This window comes from Marinobacter sp. MBR-105 (genome assembly GCF_053628895.1).
Genome location: NZ_JBRJHG010000001.1, coordinates 458658 through 475033, shown reverse-complemented (window position 1 = coordinate 475033; position 16376 = coordinate 458658). Strand labels below are relative to the sequence as shown.

General features: G+C 57.1%; 14 protein-coding genes and 2 tRNA genes. 7 read left to right on the top strand and 9 right to left on the bottom strand.

Annotated elements, in window-relative coordinates; translation table 11 throughout:
* Window positions 1-10: 10 nt before the first annotated feature.
* Complete coding sequence (locus ACSSVV_RS02280; RefSeq protein ID WP_023010491.1) at window positions 11-1321, bottom strand: type II toxin-antitoxin system HipA family toxin; 1311 nt, start codon at window positions 1319-1321, stop codon at window positions 11-13.
* Window position 1322: 1 nt separating this feature from the next.
* A complete protein-coding gene (locus ACSSVV_RS02275; protein WP_031210983.1) occupies window positions 1323-1571 on the bottom strand; it encodes a helix-turn-helix domain-containing protein in 249 nt (82 codons plus the stop codon).
* A 188-nt stretch (window positions 1572-1759) separates the two neighbouring features.
* Between ACSSVV_RS02275 and selD the strand changes: the two genes are divergently transcribed.
* Window positions 1760-2797 (top strand): selenide, water dikinase SelD, encoded by a 1038-nt coding sequence (gene selD / locus ACSSVV_RS02270; protein WP_023010489.1) that lies wholly within the window; start codon window positions 1760-1762, stop codon window positions 2795-2797.
* Window positions 2798-2864: 67 nt separating this feature from the next.
* On the opposite strand, the gene ACSSVV_RS02265 is transcribed toward selD, so the two are convergent.
* Window positions 2865-4019, bottom strand: a complete 1155-nt coding sequence (locus tag ACSSVV_RS02265) for a cytochrome P450 (protein WP_023010488.1) — start codon at window positions 4017-4019, stop codon at window positions 2865-2867.
* Window positions 4020-4121: 102 nt separating this feature from the next.
* Entirely contained in the window at window positions 4122-4508 is a 387-nt protein-coding gene (gene rnk / locus ACSSVV_RS02260) for a nucleoside diphosphate kinase regulator (protein WP_014421109.1), read from the bottom strand.
* A 308-nt stretch (window positions 4509-4816) separates the two neighbouring features.
* Between rnk and ACSSVV_RS02255 the strand changes: the two genes are divergently transcribed.
* Window positions 4817-5731: an AEC family transporter gene (locus tag ACSSVV_RS02255; protein ID WP_023010487.1), complete on the top strand. Its 915-nt coding sequence runs from the start codon at window positions 4817-4819 to the stop codon at window positions 5729-5731.
* On the opposite strand, the gene ACSSVV_RS02250 is transcribed toward ACSSVV_RS02255, so the two are convergent.
* Window positions 5711-6676: a zinc ABC transporter substrate-binding protein gene (locus ACSSVV_RS02250; protein WP_023010486.1), complete on the bottom strand. Its 966-nt coding sequence runs from the start codon at window positions 6674-6676 to the stop codon at window positions 5711-5713. The genes ACSSVV_RS02255 and ACSSVV_RS02250 overlap by 21 nt on opposite strands.
* A gap of 142 nt (window positions 6677-6818) precedes the next feature.
* Here ACSSVV_RS02250 and gltX point away from each other — a divergent pair, with 142 nt between their 5' ends.
* The 3 genes from gltX to ACSSVV_RS02235 all read left to right on the top strand — a co-directional run bounded on the left by gltX (window position 6819) and on the right by ACSSVV_RS02235 (window position 8575).
* A complete protein-coding gene (gene gltX / locus ACSSVV_RS02245) occupies window positions 6819-8300 on the top strand; it encodes a glutamate--tRNA ligase (RefSeq protein ID WP_023010485.1) in 1482 nt (493 codons plus the stop codon).
* A 116-nt stretch (window positions 8301-8416) separates the two neighbouring features.
* Window positions 8417-8492 (top strand) — tRNA-Ala (locus tag ACSSVV_RS02240).
* 7 nt (window positions 8493-8499) lie between these two features.
* Window positions 8500-8575, top strand: a tRNA-Glu gene (locus ACSSVV_RS02235).
* Window positions 8576-8701: 126 nt separating this feature from the next.
* On the opposite strand, the gene ACSSVV_RS02230 is transcribed toward ACSSVV_RS02235, so the two are convergent.
* Window positions 8702-9556 carry a 6-carboxytetrahydropterin synthase gene (locus tag ACSSVV_RS02230; protein ID WP_023010484.1) on the bottom strand — a complete coding sequence of 285 codons (855 nt, stop codon included), beginning with the start codon at window positions 9554-9556 and terminating at the stop codon, window positions 8702-8704.
* A 12-nt stretch (window positions 9557-9568) separates the two neighbouring features.
* Between ACSSVV_RS02230 and ACSSVV_RS02225 the strand changes: the two genes are divergently transcribed.
* Window positions 9569-10255, top strand: a complete 687-nt coding sequence (locus tag ACSSVV_RS02225; protein WP_023010483.1) for a nucleotidyltransferase family protein — start codon at window positions 9569-9571, stop codon at window positions 10253-10255.
* Here ACSSVV_RS02225 and ACSSVV_RS02220 read toward each other — a convergent pair.
* From ACSSVV_RS02220 to ACSSVV_RS02210, 3 genes are all read right to left on the bottom strand, one after another.
* Entirely contained in the window at window positions 10235-11332 is a 1098-nt protein-coding gene (locus ACSSVV_RS02220; protein WP_023010482.1) for a response regulator, read from the bottom strand. The two genes, ACSSVV_RS02225 and ACSSVV_RS02220, sit on opposite strands and share 21 nt — an antisense overlap.
* 51 nt (window positions 11333-11383) lie before the next feature.
* Entirely contained in the window at window positions 11384-12769 is a 1386-nt protein-coding gene (locus tag ACSSVV_RS02215) for an MORN repeat-containing protein (protein WP_023010481.1), read from the bottom strand.
* Between the two features lie 114 nt (window positions 12770-12883).
* Window positions 12884-13345, bottom strand: coding sequence for a hypothetical protein (locus tag ACSSVV_RS02210; RefSeq protein WP_023010480.1), 462 nt, complete (start codon window positions 13343-13345; stop codon window positions 12884-12886).
* Window positions 13346-13444: 99 nt separating this feature from the next.
* Between ACSSVV_RS02210 and ACSSVV_RS02205 the strand changes: the two genes are divergently transcribed.
* Window positions 13445-16369 carry an insulinase family protein gene (locus tag ACSSVV_RS02205; RefSeq protein ID WP_023010479.1) on the top strand — a complete coding sequence of 975 codons (2925 nt, stop codon included), beginning with the start codon at window positions 13445-13447 and terminating at the stop codon, window positions 16367-16369.
* Window positions 16370-16376: the final 7 nt, after the last annotated feature.

Sequence of the window (16376 nt, the reverse complement as noted above, 5' to 3'; positions counted from 1 at the left end):
ATTTTGTGACTCAAAATGTCTTTTGGCCCGACAACAGTTTCTGAGCTTGTTCCCTGAGACCTGCGAAAATTGGACCGGCGACTTTGTCGGGAAACTCTGTGGGTAGTAATGCGCTGACGGATTCGATGACGCTATCAGTGTTGGCTGCCGTTTCCTGCATTATGGCTGTAGCCCGCTTTGGTGAAAAGCCGGCGGCCTTTGCCGTTGACAGGAAATGTCGGGTAAGCATTCTGCTCCAGTGGTAGTGGCGACTGCGGCCTTTTAGCGACATGGCCATTTTGATCCTTGCGGGCGGCAAGCTTCCTTTTGCCATGAGTGGAAAGGCTGATATGACATCGTAGAGTGGCGTCATTCGGTAGGCCGATTCAGGTTCAATGAACAGGCTGAAGTTCTTTGCATGTCCGTCGATGGCGGCAAGTAGCCAGAACACCAGCTGGGTTTTGAAGAAGGTTTCCCGGTCGTGACGGGCATTCTGGGAGCCTTCCAGCAGCTTCATGCATTGCTGAATGCCGGGGCCGCCATCGCTTTCGTATTTAAGGGCGGGCGCGACTCCCAATGCCTGGCACAAATCTTCCTGCGGCAAGCGCATAAGCCACGAGCCATCGCTGGACCATTTCCGGTCAAAACGTTCAACAATCAGGATACTTTTGCGACCAAAGTGCGCAATGTCCGCATTGGCGGTGGGCAGTCCAAAGGCCTTCAGAATCTGGAGACAGAGCCACTCGTTTTCGCTGCTGTCGCGCAGATCTATGTTGCTGTGCTCCAGAAAACCAATCGGTAGTTTGAATATGTGGCTGGTGGGGGTTACTCCCTGTGGAAGTTGCCACTGGTTTTGGTGCCACAATAATGCGGTTTTTTCCTGCGCACCGGCCAGAGAAATGCGGAAATCGTGATCCTTGCTCATGCCCAGAGGGGCATCTTGGTAGCCCTCCAGAAGGTGTTCGATCTCTTGGTTGCTGAGTGGTATCGCTACGGTTTGTTCAGTGGATGGAAGCGTCGTCCCATTGGGATAGAGCTGGATGGCGCCTATGCAGTCTCTGCCAACGCTGGCGAGTAGATCGAATGGATGGTTGCTGGCGACACGAAATCGGGCCTGCATACGCGTTCGAAGGGTATCGGAATCTGGTAGCAGGTTATCGAAGAAGTTATACACCCTTTCGCCTTTGTAAGGCGAAAGGGTGAGCGGTAAAGATAGTGAAATGGCACGGGCACCAGGTCGGTTTACCCACTCCCGGAGATATTGAAAGGTCATTGCTCCTGAGCGAGCCTTTTCCAGGATGCCAACTTCTATCCCGTTTAGCGCTACCAGTAGTTGTGACATTTCACCACTCCTGATCCCAACCGGACTCAGTTTGTTTTGAGTTGCGGTCACTCAAATGCAGTTCCAGGTCAAGGGCTGTAAGCAGTTTGAAAAGGGTCTCTACCCGGGATGCTTCCGGCCTGTTCTCGAATCCAGATATGGTCGCCTGCTTCACGCCAACACTATCCGCAACCGTGCTTTGGCTGAGTTGACGCTCTTTCCGGATATTCTTCAGGGCTTGCGCCAACATTTCTGGTGAAGTGATTTTCACGCCTATCCCCTGCAAAGGATTTTGTAAACATTATACCCTCGGGCGGATAAAGTCTATTTATCCTTTATCGAGGATAAGTGTTCAGAAGTTGGGCTCTCGGGTATTTGGTGGCCGGAGAATGAGCTGCATTGTAGACTGTTGCGTATTCTGACGTAACCGAGTTGCTCAACCGAAAGAAGGAAGACGCTTTGTCCATCAAATTGACTCAGTTCAGCCATGGCGCCGGATGTGGCTGCAAGATTGCTCCGGACGTTCTGGACCGCATCCTTCACACGGATGCCCCGGAATTTCACGATCCGCGACTGCTGGTGGGCAACAGCAGCCGAGACGATGCTGCGGTTGCCGATGTGGGTAACGGCCTTGGCATTATCAGTACCACCGATTTCTTTATGCCGGTGGTGGACGACCCGTTTGATTTCGGCCGCATTGCTGCCACCAACGCCATCAGCGATGTCTATGCCATGGGCGGAAAGCCGGTGATGGCCATCGCGATTCTGGGCTGGCCGGTCAATGAGCTGGAACCGGAAATTGCCGCCAAGGTGATCGATGGTGGTCGCGCAGTGTGTGCCGAGGCGGGTATTGCTCTGGCTGGTGGCCACAGCATCGACTCACCGGAGCCGATTTTCGGGCTGGCAGTAACCGGCCAGGTGGCTGTTGACCGTATTATCCGCAATGACACCGCCAAGGCGGGCGATCTGTTGTATCTCACCAAGCCACTGGGCGTCGGCATTCTCACCAGTGCTTCCAAGAAAGGTAAGGTTACCCCGGAAGATCTGGCCGTGGCGGTGGAGAGCATGGCGACCCTTAATAAGGTTGGGGAAGCGTTTGCCGAGGTGGACGGTGTCAATGCCATGACTGATGTCACTGGTTTTGGTCTTGCCGGGCATCTGTTGGAAATCTGCCGGGGCAGTGGGCTGGTCGCAAAGGTCAGCCGCAAAGCCGTGCCGGTATTGCCCAACCTGAAACCCTATATAGATGCTGATTGCATCCCGGGTGGTACCCACCGCAATGCGGCGGCCTTCGGCAAGGCGATTTCCGGCATGACCGACGCCGACAAACTGTTGTTCTGTGATCCGCAAACCAGCGGTGGTCTGATGGTAAGTGTTGAAGAAGCGAGTCGGGAAGCCTTTGAGGCCATCGCCCGTGAGCATGGGCTGGATCTGCAGCCTCTCGGGCGCCTGGAAGCCGCGGGCTCCGATGAAAGCCTGGTGTTTATCGAAGACTGATCCCAGAGTACTTTAAAGCCGCACCGGAGTTGCTCCGCTGCGGCTTTTCTGTTTTTCAGTGTGGCATTTACCGGAATACCAGCGGCAGAGCGTTGAATCCGCCCGTAGGGAACATCGCCCGCTCAGGCCGTTCGCCTGCCACTGGTTCGATGGTGTCGATCTGCTTCAACAACTCTTCCATGAAAACTCTCAGTTCCATTCGCGCCAGCGGTGCGCCTGGGCATACATGTATGCCCGCTCCGTAGAGCAGGTTCTGCGAGGCGTTCTGTTGCGGGCAGAACTGGTCCGGGTTGCCGAAAGTATCTTCGTCCCGGTTGGCAGATGCCCAGAGAAGGGTGATTTTCTCGCCGGCGGGAATGGTTCTGCCGCCTATCTCGACCTCTCGGGTGGTTACTCGGCGGTTGGAAATGAGTGGGGCGTCCATTCGCAGGATTTCGTCAATGGCTTCGGGGAGCTGCTCTGGCGCGGCCTTAAGGTTGTTCAGCAACTCGTGGTGGTGGGCCAGATAGTTGGTCAGTATCGAGATGCTCGCAGAAATGGTCGCGAGTTCGCCGACTGTCCAGTTGCGCAGGAGGCTGACCAGCTCTTCGTCGGTCATGGGTTGGCCATTGATTTGCTCACGCATTAACCGGGTGGTGACATCATCTGGCGCAGGCTTATTGGGCTGGCGCCGGGAATCCAGCAGGTCGCGGATGTACCCGTCAAACTCTTCAGCAACGTCGGCCATGGCGGCACGGTCGCGGGCGAGGGTTGCCCGGTGATTTTTCATCACCCACTCGGCTAGCGGTTGATGCAGGCTATCCGGCCAGCCCATAAACGCGCACTGAATCTGTAGCGCAAAGGGGCGGCTTAGAGCATTGACCACATCCAGCGGCTTGTTTTTGTCCAGGGTCTGTACCAGCGCCCGGGCCACATCCCGGCATACCGGTTCAAAGCGTGCCATGGGCTCCGGCGCAAAATAGGGTTCGATGGCCTTGCGGTAAGGGGTGTGTTCGGGCGGGTCCATGCCATTCGGTACGGACAGGTGCGCGGAGACGGCGTTACTGAAGGTGTGATGATCCTCCAGTGCCCGCATGACATCGGCATGGCGAAACAACGTCCACTGCTGGTAATCACTCCAGGCTACCGGGCATTCCTTGCGCATGGCATCGTAGGCGCGGATCTGGTCCGTCTGAACCTCGGCTGATCTGGGGTCCCAGTCTTCGTGGTGCTGCTCTGCCATACGGCCTCCTGATCTGTCGGTTAGCATTGATGAAATGCTACCACCGGAGGCCGTTCTGCCTTTGGAGAAATATCAAGTCCTGATATTTGTAAAGGAAAGTGCTTATGGGTTTCGGGTAACACCGATCACTTTCAGGTGGATGGGCTTGCGGCCTTTCATGGGCCATTCGATGCTGCTGCCAATGCTCAGCCCCAGCATGGCGGCACCGGCCGGTGCCAGTATCGAGACTTTGTGATCGGCGTCGCCTACTTCATGGGGGTACACCAACGCCACTTCGTGCTCCTCGCCGGTGTCTTCGTTCAGGAAGCGCACTCGTGAGTTCATGGTCACCACGCCCTCTGGCATGTCGGCCAGTGGCTTCATGTCGGCACGGCTGAGTTCGTCTTCCAGCCCATCGGCCACATCAGACTGGCCGGCGACCCGCTCAAGCAAGGTGCTGAGACGGTTATAATCTTCTTCTGCAACAGTGATAGGTGGCAATTCAGCCATAGCAATCTCCAGGTAAACAATCGATTGTTGGTTAGGCGCTGAATCCGGACGGGGAAGAGAGTGGATTCAGCGAAATCAGAGGCGGATGGCAGCCCTGCCGGTGTTCCCGAAGGAGGACCGCAGTGCCAGAGATATCGTGTAATTGCCTGAACGCAGAATGTTCACGGGAATTGCACTTCGCCTTTAGAGTTGAAGAAGCTCTGAATCTACCCCCGGGTGAGCAAAATGGCAACTGCGAACTTGCCGAAGATCTGTGCTAGTGTCTTGCACCTGTGAACGGGCTGGTGTCTGGTAGTCGGGAGGTGGTGATGCCAATGGTGGTTCAGGCTTTGATTCCTGTCTTCGTGCTGATCATGTTGGGCCATGGCTTGCGCCGCGTGGACTTTCCCGGAGGTGATTTCTGGCCCCGTGCGGAGCGCTTCACCTATTACGTACTGTTTCCTGCCATGCTGGTGTTCAAGCTTGGGCAGGCCCGGCTGCCTCCTTCCGCCTACGGTGATACGGCGATGCTGATTATCGCCATGCTGCTGGCGATGACGCTGGTGCTGGTGGCTGCGCAGTGGCTCTGGGGCTGGTCTGGTCCGGTGTTTTCTTCGCTATACCAGGGTGCGATTCGTTTCAATTCCTACGTGGGTCTGGCCGCGGGTGGCATGCTCCTGGGGGATGATGGGCTCTCGCTCACGGCTATCGCCGTGGCCATTATGGTGCCGTTGTTGAACCTGCTGTGTATTCTGATGTTCGCTCTGGTAGCAGGGCGAGAGCAAATCAATCTGGCGGCGGTGATTCGGGCGATTGTCACCAACCCGTTGATCGTCGGTTCGGTCATTGGCGTGCTCTGGAGCTATTTTCAGGTAGGGTTTCATCCCTTGCTGGCGGGCATACTGGAGCCGTTGAGTAATCTGGCGCTGCCGATGGGGCTGATGTGCGTGGGGGCTGGTTTGCAGCTCAGTGCCCTGCGTGGCGGTTCGGTTCCGTTTATTGTCTCCTCGGCTCTTAAACTGGTGGCGTTTCCACTGATGACCGCGGGCCTGGCCTGGATGCTCGGGCTGGAGGGGCTGCTGGTGCAAGTGGCGGTGCTGTTGGCGGCCTTGCCTACTGCCACGTCGGCCTACATTCTGGCGCGCCAGCTTGGCGGGGATGCGCCGCTGATGGCAGGGATCATCAGCGGGCAAACCCTGTTGGCGATGGTCTCTATTCCGGTGCTACTGAGCCTGCTCTGGTAAGCACTTGAGAACCGCATCGGCCACAGATTGCTGAAACTCGATGTAGCCTGCCGGTGTCGATTCAATGTCGGTTGCCAGCGGGTCCCAGGTGCTGAAGGTGACGTTCAGTCCTTCGGTAATGGAACGCCACCACTGGCGGTTGAATTGGGGCTCGGTCAGCAGGCACGGGTGATTGGCAGCTTCGAGCTTGGCCTGAACATCGGCGATGTGTCGGGCGCCAGGGGAAAGTTCCGGGTTCAGGGTCAGAACGCCTTCCAGCGTCAGCCCATAGTGCTCGGCGTAGCGGGTAAAGGCATCGTGATAGGCGAACAGGCTGATGTCATCCAGGCCGGCAAAGCTCGCTCGAATACTCTGCTCTTTGTTGAGCAGTTCGGTTTGAAAACGCTCCAGGTTGGCATTCAGTTCCTCGGGGTTTACGCCCTCAAGTTCGCTCAGTACATTCCGGATGTCTTTCGCCATGTCCAGTGCCAGCATCGGGTCTACCCATATATGTGGGTCTTCGCCGTCGCCGTGATCGTGGTGATGGACATCGGGTTCGTCATGATGCCCGTGATCATCGTGCTCTTCATGTTCAGGCTCATGGTTGTGCTCATCATGATGCTCGTCGTGCTCAGATTCAGCGCCTTCGCTTTCCAGGAAAGCCACCGACCGGCCAGCGAATTCCTTGCCACCGAGCAGACGGTTGAGGAAGGTTTCCATATCCGGGCCGACCCAGAAGATGACATCCGCCTGTTCCAGGGCACGCCGCTGAGAGGGCTTCATGCTGTAGTTATGGGGGCTGGAGCCGGGTGGTACCAGCGTTGATACCTCCACGCTGTCACCCGCGACAGCTTTGACCAGAAGTTCGACAGGTTTAATGGACGCAACCACATTGGTTGCGGCGGCGGGTGTTGCTATAGCCAGGGCTGAGAGTGCAAGGGCCAGGCGGGTGACATTCTGTGGCATGGTGTATCGAATCCTGCGTGTACGTGAAACGTTATAATATAACAGTTTGTGTCGGGGATGCAAAAGCCGCCCATGCGAAACCTCAGGATGGCCGCTATAATGCGCCCTTTATAAATCGGCCACTTATTTTCAGGATGGTTTCATGACAGTACGCACCCGAATTGCCCCGTCGCCCACCGGCGATCCACACGTTGGTACCGCCTACGTGGCCCTGTTTAACCTTTGCTTTGCCCGTCAGCACGGCGGCCAGTTCATTTTGCGCATCGAAGACACCGATCAGGCCCGCAGTACCGCTGAATCCGAGCAGGATATTCTGACAGCGTTGCGGTGGCTGGGTCTGAATTGGGACGAGGGTCCCGACGTTGGCGGCCCCCACGGCCCGTATCGCCAGTCTGAGCGCAAGCACATGTACGGTCAGTATGCCGAGGACCTGGTCACCGCTGGTCATGCGTTCTATTGCTTCCGTACACCGGAAGAGCTGGATGCTATCCGCGAAGAGCGCAAGGCTCAGGGCCTGAATCCCGGCATCAAGGGCGATCTGGAGTTGCCGGAAGAAGAGGTAAAGCGCCGTCTGGATGCGGGTGATCCGTATGTTATCCGCATGAAAGTGCCCGACGAAGGCGTGTGTGAAATTCAGGATATGCTCCGGGGTACCATTGAGATCGATTGGGCTCAGGTGGACTGCCAGATCCTCTTGAAGTCTGATGGGATGCCGACCTATCACCTGGCCAATGTTGTTGATGACCATTTGATGGGCATTACCCACGTGCTGAGAGGTGAGGAATGGATCAATTCTGCGCCCAAGCACAAGCTGCTGTATCAGTACTTTGGCTGGGATATGCCAGAGTTGTGTCACCTGCCGCTGCTGCGTAACCCTGACAAGAGCAAGCTGTCTAAGCGCAAGAACCCGACCAGTATCAACTTTTACGAGCGTATGGGCTTCTTGCCAGAGGCTGTGACCAACTACCTGGGCCGTATGGGCTGGTCCATGCCGGACGAGCGTGAGAAATTCACTCTGGATGAGATGATCGAGAACTTTGATATCCAGCGCGTGTCCCTGGGTGGCCCCGTGTTTGACGTGGAAAAACTGCGTTGGCTCAACGGCCAGTGGATTCGTGAGGAGCTGAGCGACGAGCAGTTCATGGCGCGGATGCAACAGTGGTGGTTTAACCAGGACGACTTGAAAGCCCTGGTGCCCCATATCAAGGGTAGGGCAGAAGTGTTTTCCGATGTGGCGCCAATGGCCCAGTTCATGTTCAGCGGCATGCTGAATCTGAAGCCGGAGGACTTTGCCCATAACAAGCTGGATGAGAGCCAGGTCAAACGGGTGCTGCAGTTCGCCCTTTGGAAGCTGGAAGCTCAGCGCCACTGGAGCAAGGACACCATCTTTGCCGACATCAAGGCGTTGGCGAAAGCCATGGACCTGAAGATGGGCGATTTCATGTTCTCGATCTTTGTGGCCATTGCCGGAACGCCCAATTCCTGGTCAGTGATGGACTCCATGGCGTTGCTGGGCCCGGACATGACTCGCTCCCGTTTGCGTCATGCCCTTGAGGTTATGGGTGGTTTTTCCAAGAAAGAAACCAAAAAAGTAGAGAAGGAATACGCCGCTCTGGGTGTTTGATGAGCGGTTTGTTGGTTAATTGAACGATGAGAACAGGGATGTTCAAAAAACTTTAAAAAAAGCGGAATCGGGTGTTGACGCCCCAAGGGCGGATCCTTAATATACGCATCCGTTGAGGGGCCATAGCTCAGCTGGGAGAGCGCAACACTGGCAGTGTTGAGGTCAGCGGTTCGATCCCGCTTGGCTCCACCAATTTCTAGTCCCCTTCGTCTAGTGGCCTAGGACTCCGCCCTTTCACGGCGGCAACAGGGGTTCGAACCCCCTAGGGGACGCCAATTAGGCTTGACGGTTTAGTCCACCGGATAGCCATCAAAAAAACCGCCTTCGGGCGGTTTTTTTGTGTCTGAACGAATGAGCTGCGGGATTCGCGCCGTTTAGGGCGCCAATCCCGGATGGCCGGTTCAGGCTCGTATGGCAATAGCGCCTTTGCCCACTCCCTCGTAGGCTTTTACCCGAATTTCCTCTCCGGAGAACTCCGCTTTCAGTTTGTCCGCAATGTGGGCGGCAATCAGCTCTACGGTTGTGTCCGTTTCCAGCATGTATACCCGGTGCTCAGGCAGTGTCAGGGCAAACTCTCCCTGGTTGGCTTCATACTCGAAGGTGATATAGCCAATGCCATCCTCGCCCACGAACCGGCGAGCCACGTCTTCTTCTGTGCCCACATAGATATCCTGCCAGAGCTTCGCCCAGCGTTCTTCCAGGTCATAGGCCCGGTGTCCGTTGCGGTCAATGCGTATCGGGGAGCGATGCCCATGGGCAATGCGCTGGCAGTTGCCCAAGTGCTTTTTCAGGCCGTGAACATAGTGGTAGTAAGCGCCTTCGATGACTTCTTCGCGCAGGTTGATGTCGACGGAGGTGACATTGCCGGGCAGAACGGCTTTAAGCTCTTTTTCCAGCAGGGCGGCCACAGCAGACGGGACGACCCGGTCCGAGGACAGCCAGACAACGGCTTCGTCCGGCGAGCTGTGCTCGATGTGACCGCCGCCAGAGAGTGCCCAGCGGAAAGTGTTGGGCGCGTCCTCGCTCCATTGCAGGCCTTCGTATCCGCGGGGAATCACCAACCGGTGGTCAACGCGTTCGTCAATCACCCTTTTGATGGTGCGCTTGACGTTGCTGAAGTCAAAGACCATACCCTGTTCGTCCAGTTCTCCTCCCAGCACCACATCGGCAATCCAGCTTTCGCCAACCAGGCCTCGAGCGGGATCCAGATAGGCGAAATCAATCACAGTGAGGTTGTCGACAAAGAGATGGTTCATGGAGGGTCCGGCGTGGTCAGGTTGCATGATGGCGGAATTCTAGCAAAAATCGCTGCATTCAGCAGTTTCAGGGGGCGCATCATAAACGCGAATCATAGCATCAAGGATCCGCAGTTTCCGGCATTGGTGCTGGCAGCCGGCCAGGCGAGACGAATGGGGTGTTACAAGCAGGCCTTGAAACTGCCAGGTGGCGATTCATTGCTGGGGCACGCCATTAGTCAGGCGCGGCAGCTATCGGCGCAGACGTGGGTGGTTGCGGGCGCAGGCTACCCTCTGGTGCGCTTTCGCTGCAATCGGCAACCGGCGCACTGGGTGGTTAACGAGCGTTGGCGGGAGGGCTTGTGGACGTCGTTGATTGCCGGCCTGCAGGCGCTTTCTCCCGCTGCTTTGGGTGTGTTTGTGCTGTTGGCAGACCAGCCCTTACTGGATACCGAAGGGCTCAGACGGCTGTCCGCAAACGCCCGGCGGAAGCCAGAGGTGCCCTGGGCAGCCAGTTATGGCAAGCGGGTAGGCGTGCCAGCCTGGATTCCGAAATCGCTCTGGGGAGATCTGTTATTGCTTAAGGGCGATGCGGGGGCGGGGGTGGTTCTGAACCGGGCCGGAACCCGTCCGGTTGAAATAGCCGGGGTGCAACAGGACGTTGACACCCCTCAGGACTGGCAGCAGGTCCGTGGGCAATTAGCCGAACAGGCCGGATAACCAGGCGATTCCTACGCTGAAAATACCCAGACTGATGGCCAAGCCAACGGTATAGATGCGCGAGTTGGCCGAGCGCTGCTGAGACACGTACAGATCGATGGTGCGCTGGGCAATGTCCTCGGCGGTCTCCCGGGAAATCTCGTGGGCCTGCTGAATGGCTTCCGACTGCAGGGTTTGCCAGAACTCGGTGTCGATGGTCTGTACGCTGGTGATGTGGTCCTTCAGCTCTGCCATATGCTCGGAGGTGAATCCGGCGTTTTTGGAGAGTTCTTTTTTCAGGGAAGTAAGCTCGCGACCCAGGTTCAGGTTAACTTCGGCAGCCACTTCGTCGCGCAGGTTGCGGGTGCGTTCATCCAGCATCTTGCTGAGTGACTCCAGGCGCTCCTCGATAGTGGCTTCCTGCCTGCTGCGGGTTTCGTCCAGCGCACGCTTGAGGTGATCGAACTGTTCATCGAAAAGGGAGCTGAGCAGTTCATGCAGCCGGTTGTTGATATGAGTCTTGACCGCCGAGCGGGCAATCTGCTCAATCAGGTCGCTGGTCAGAGGCACCACATTCGGGGCGCTTTGGCCGTTCAGGCCGCTTTCTGCTTTTGGCGACAGTTGCACAGAGGCATCCTCCGGAAAGTCCATGGGTTCGTCATCTGACTCGCGCAGGTCATGGCCGTTCATTTCAACAGGTGCTTCTGGCACGTTCCCCTGCTCGACGTCACTGGCCAACTGCTCCAGCATCAGGTTGAGACCTTCGTTGTGAGGCGGCTTGGTAAGGATGTTGTAGACACCAAAGTTGCGCGCTTCCTCCATAAAGGAAGAGGATTTCTTGGAGGTACACATGATGATCGGAATGCCGGCCGTTTCCGGGTTGTTCTTGATGGCCTTGGTGGCTTCCACGCCATTCATGCCGGGCATCAGGTGATCCATAAAGATCACGTCTGGCCGGTCGTGGCTCTTCAGGAAATCCAGCGCTTCTTCTGCTGATCCCGCCATGTTCACTTCCATGTCCCGACTCTCGAGCAGTTTGCTTAGCGCAAACCTGGCAACTTTGGAGTCGTCCACCAGCAGAGCATTTTTGATTGCCATGTCACTACCTCAACCTGTTACTGCAAACGCGTGGGTGCTGCGACCGGGTGATTACCAGCCTTCCAGTTGCGGGCACTGGGTTGCCCGATAACTCTTTTCCCGATAACAGACACCGGGTTCCGTGGTGCGGGCGGTAAACACTTCGCCGGCCGCGGTTGTCAGGCGAACCTGTCCATAGGGTTCACCATGGCGGAAAGTGGCCTCGATGGAGCTGCCGTTAGGGTTGCGCAGCAGGCCTTTGCCGTGGAACTTGCCTTCCATGTACTGGCCATCGTATTTCTTTCCGTCAGCAAAGACTTCCGAGCCCTTGCCATGAAATTCGCCGTTGGAGAATTCGCCTTCGTAGGAGCGTCCGTCCGGGTAGGTGAGGGCGCCCTGGCCGTGGAATTCATCATTCCGAAAGCCGCCAACGTACAGCATGCCATCGGCGGTGGTCAGGGAACCATGGCCATTCATACGGCCCTGCTCCCAGTTTCCGGTCAATATGTCGCCGTTGGCCAGGGTAAGCGTGCCCTTGCCGTGGAACTGATCGTTCTGGAACTGGCCGGTATAAGTCGTGCCGTCTGCGGAGCGCCAGCGCCCCTCACCGTGCCGTTCGCCCCGTTTCCAGTCGCCCTCGTAGCGGCTTCCATCGGAGTACCAGGCGGTACCGGAACCATCAAACTCGGCGTCCACGAAGTGGCCTTCATAACGCAGGCCGGAGCTATCTTCCCAGGTGCCATCACCAGTGGTGATGCCGCCGCGCCATTCACCATTCCTGTAGTTTACGGTGGTGAAGGCTTCCAGTTTGCCGACCAGCGTGAGTTCGTCGCCGGCTTCCAGTGCCACTGAATTGCTCCAGGACTGGTATCCGGGCTTTTCGATGGTGATGTCATAGAGGCCGGGGTCCAGCTCCAGGTCCAGGCGGGTGGCGCCATAGGATTTACCGTTGATCGTAACCTGATCGCCCACCACGTTGGAGCGTAACACCAGGGTGCCGGTTTTCGGAGGCTCGGGCGCGGGTTTCGTCTCCGGCACGTCGCGTTGGGAACGCATAGCCGAAACTGGTTCGGCCATGGCCAGCATTTCCGGGTTTTCGGGCATTGGTTCAACGGTGAACGGTTCGCTGTTTGCTGCTGTTTCGGTCTGTTCGCCGGTGGCCGGAAGCGCGTTGTCGACGGGCTGCGGCGTCTCCGGAGTGTCTGCCAATGGTGTCTCGCGGGTATCAGCAAACAGCGGCTCTTCAGCCACAGGTGCGGGTGTTTCGGCTTCAATCCGGGTTGTGGGTGTTTTCGCGGCTGAGGTTTCCGGCGCGGTGGCATGCTCCACGGTTTGCGCCATAGCCGGAACTGTGGTGTCGGTGGTATCCAGACCCTTGCGAACCGATGCGAATCCGGCAGTAACCAGAAGCATGAGCGCAAGTGCATTGATGAACAGCAGCGGCCTGAAATCGACCATGACAAAACCTCTTGATCCAAGTGTTCCGGATGCTTTGTTATGGGTTCATCTTAACCACTGTCTGCAACGTTATGTAACAGAAAGTGTCTGAACTTGATCAGAATGCCGGTCGTATCACATTTTGTCCGGAAGCCGATCATGGTTAAGTTGCTCCCAGGACTTCATGTAAACATCGGCTTCATATTGATAGGGAGACCGGAACGGGGTCAGAACAAAATCGAATATCAGGAAAAAGGAGCCGATCGACAGCCAGGCGATCGTCAGGGTGCTGATGGTCGTGGCCTGTTCCTCCGGATTCGAGTTGACGAACTCCTGCAGCATCGGGATCAGGTCACCGGCCATGACTACCGGGTTGAAGCTGGCCAGGACAAAGGGCAGCCAGAAGGCAATGAAGATGGGGAAGAAGCCGTAAGACCACAGCACACGCCGTAACAGGTAGATAGCAACTTCCCGCCAGAATCGCTGTCGAATCTCGGGAACTTTGCGGATTCGCTCGAGATACTGGCGTCGTTCGGCCCACCAGGCGGCAACTTCAGGGGCGTCGATGTGGGATTTGTCTGGGCTGCGGTCTGTCATGGATTGGCAGGCTACCTTGTTGAGTCCGTTCCGTGCATGATATCCGATACTACGTGTTACCCTGTAATTCTCCAATTGTTCTATACACAGGATTTTTTAATGGCTGCAGTGACTGACAACGCAATCCATCCGGCTTTTGAGAAACTTCGCAGTCACCGGATCGGCACCCTGAACCTTGAGGTTGAGGAGTATCGCCACAAAAAGACCGGTGCACGCCATCTTCACCTGGCGGCGGATAACGACGAGAACGTATTCTTCGTTGCTTTGCGAACGTTCCCGATGGATTCGACCGGTGTCGCCCACATCCTGGAGCATACCGCCCTGTGCGGCAGTGAGCGTTACCCGGTGCGTGATCCGTTCTTCATGATGATTCGCCGCTCCCTGAACACTTTCATGAACGCGTTCACCAGCAGCGACTGGACTGCTTATCCCTTTGCCAGCATGAACCGCAAGGACTTCGATAATCTGCTGTCGGTGTACCTGGATTCCGTGTTCTTCTCCAAGCTGGACCCGCTGGATTTTGCACAGGAAGGTCATCGCCTGGAATTTGACAAGCCGGATGACCCATCCAGCGACCTGGTCTACCGGGGTGTGGTCTACAACGAGATGAAAGGGGCGATGAGTGCACCTACCTCCCAGCTCTGGCAGAACCTGACCAGCCATCTGTTCCCGACCACGACTTATCACTACAACAGCGGCGGCGAGCCGGACCATATTGTCGATCTGAGTTATGACGACCTGGTGAAGTTCTATCGCCACCACTACCACCCGAGCAATGCGATTTTTGCGACCTACGGCAATATCCCGGCCCGGGAACACCACGAGAAGTTTGAAGAGCTGGCGCTGAAACGGTTCGATCGGCTGGATATTGAACTGCCGGTGAAAGACGAGAAGCGCATGTTCGCGCCGGTCCGGGTAGAGCAGGGCTATGCGGTAAATGAAGGTGAGAGCACCGACAACAAGACCCACATTGTGATGGGGTGGTTGCTGGGCCACAGCTTCGACCTGCAGGAAAATCTTGAAGGCCAGTTATTGTCTGCCGTCTTGCTGGAAAACAGCGCATCGCCGTTGATGCGGGCGCTGGAAACCACAGACCTGGGCCATGCGCCGTCTCCCATGTGCGGGCTGGAGGATTCCAACCGGGAAATGACCTTCGTTTGCGGTATTGAGGGCAGCGAGCCGGAGCGCAGGGCGGATCTGGAACAGCTGATTGAGTCTACGCTGCAGAAGGTGGTGGATGACGGTGTCAGCCAGGAGCGCCTCGAGGCCATCCTGCATCAGTTGGAACTGCACCAGCGGGAGATTGCCGGAGACCAGTTCCCCTACGGCTTGCAACTGATCATGAGCGCGATTGCCCCCATGGTTCATGGTGGTGATCCGGTGGAACTGCTGGATCTCGAGCCGGTATTGGCCACATTGAGGGAAAAGATCAAGGATCCCGAGTATGTGCCCGGGCTGATCCGGCGCAAGTTGCTGGAGAACCCGCACCGGGTAACCCTGACCTTGCGCCCGGATGAAAAACTCGAAGGCCGTCGTCAGCAGGCCATCAAGGAAGCCCTTGCCCGGCGCAAGGCGGAGCTGTCCGACGATGATATCAGCCATATTGTGCAGCGTGCTCAGGCACTGGAAGAGCGCCAGATGCGCAAGGATGATGATTCCATACTGCCCAAGGTTGGGCTGGATGATGTGCCGCTGCAGATGCCGGAGCCGGAGGGACGGTACGATGCCGAAACCGGTGCGACCGTTTATTCCCGAGGCACTAATGGCCTGGTGTATCAGCAGGTGGTGCTACCGCTGCCGGCTCTGAGCAAAGACGAACTGTTGCTGTTGCCTTATTACACCACTCTGATTTCCGAAGTGGGGTGTGGAGAGCTGGATTACTTGCAAATGCAGGATCGTATTTCTGCGGAATCTGGCGGCATCGGCGCTTCTTTTACTGCCAAGGGGCAGATTGATGATGTTCAGGCTATGACCGGCTATCTGATTTTCAGTGGCAAGGCGCTGAGCCGCAACAGCAAAGCGCTGACCCGCCTGCTGAAGGATGTCTACACCGGGGCCCGTTTTGACGAAAAAGAGCGTGTTCGTGAGATCATTGCCCAGATCCGGGCTCGCCGTGAGCAGGCGGTGACGGGCAGCGGGCATGCCCTGGCCATGGGCGCAGCGGCTCAGGGCGTCAGTTCCGGTGCCTGGTTGTCGTACCGTCTGGGTGGTCTGGCTGGAATTCGTGGTACCAAGGAGCTTGATCAGCAGCTCAAAGATGAAGCCGGCCTGGCCGATTTCTGTGGCAAGCTGGCCGCGCTGCACAACCGTATTCGCAGCCAGAACCGCCAGTTCCTGCTGATTGGTGAGGACGACCAGTTGTCGCCCATGCTGGATGAGTTGGGCACTTGCTGGAGCGGAGTGTCTGCAGAGGGTGAGGGTAACTGGTCCATGGAGCCGGTCAGTTACAACACCCGGGAGGCCTGGCTGACATCTACCCAGGTCAATTTCTGTGCCAAAGCCTACCCGACGGTTGCGGTGGATCATCCCGATGCGGCTGCGCTGACGGTACTGGGAGGCTTTCTCCGGAACGGTTATCTGCACCGGGCCATCCGTGAAAAAGGCGGGGCCTACGGTGGTGGCGCCGGCCAGGACAGCGTGAATGGTGTTTTCCGGTTCTTCTCCTATCGCGATCCCCGCCTTGCGGAAACCCTGGATGACTTCGATGCAGCGCTGAACTGGTTATACAGCGAAGCGCATGAGCACCAGGCTCTGGAAGAGGCTATCCTGGGTGTGATCGGCCAACTCGACCGCCCCCGCTCGCCAGCCGGAGCGGCTCGCCATGCTTACCACAACAGGCTGTTCGGGCGTACGCCGGAGCAGCGCGCACGTTTCCGTGAGAGGGTTCTTGGTGTCACTCTGGACGAGCTTCAGCGCGTGGCCAAGACCTGGCTTGCGCCTGAAAAGGCCAATGTGGCCGTCGTGACAAGCCCCGACAACCGTGCGGTTGTGGAAGGGCTTGGCATGGACATTCAGGAACTTTGATCTGACC

Bases quoted from the DNA above. Each gene is read 5' to 3' on its own strand.
- ACSSVV_RS02280 (WP_023010491.1), bottom strand. From the start codon at position 1,321: ATGTCACAACTACTGGTAGCGCTAAACGGGATAGAAGTTGGCATCCTG.
- ACSSVV_RS02265 (WP_023010488.1), bottom strand. From the start codon at position 4,019: ATGGCAGAGCAGCACCACGAAGACTGGGACCCCAGATCAGCCGAGGTT.
- rnk (WP_014421109.1), bottom strand. From the start codon at position 4,508: ATGGCTGAATTGCCACCTATCACTGTTGCAGAAGAAGATTATAACCGT.
- ACSSVV_RS02255 (WP_023010487.1), top strand. From the start codon at position 4,817: ATGCCAATGGTGGTTCAGGCTTTGATTCCTGTCTTCGTGCTGATCATG.
- ACSSVV_RS02250 (WP_023010486.1), bottom strand. From the start codon at position 6,676: ATGCCACAGAATGTCACCCGCCTGGCCCTTGCACTCTCAGCCCTGGCT.
- gltX (WP_023010485.1), top strand. From the start codon at position 6,819: ATGACAGTACGCACCCGAATTGCCCCGTCGCCCACCGGCGATCCACAC.
- ACSSVV_RS02230 (WP_023010484.1), bottom strand. From the start codon at position 9,556: ATGAACCATCTCTTTGTCGACAACCTCACTGTGATTGATTTCGCCTAT.
- ACSSVV_RS02220 (WP_023010482.1), bottom strand. From the start codon at position 11,332: ATGGCAATCAAAAATGCTCTGCTGGTGGACGACTCCAAAGTTGCCAGG.
- ACSSVV_RS02215 (WP_023010481.1), bottom strand. From the start codon at position 12,769: ATGGTCGATTTCAGGCCGCTGCTGTTCATCAATGCACTTGCGCTCATG.
- ACSSVV_RS02210 (WP_023010480.1), bottom strand. From the start codon at position 13,345: ATGACAGACCGCAGCCCAGACAAATCCCACATCGACGCCCCTGAAGTT.
- ACSSVV_RS02205 (WP_023010479.1), top strand. From the start codon at position 13,445: ATGGCTGCAGTGACTGACAACGCAATCCATCCGGCTTTTGAGAAACTT.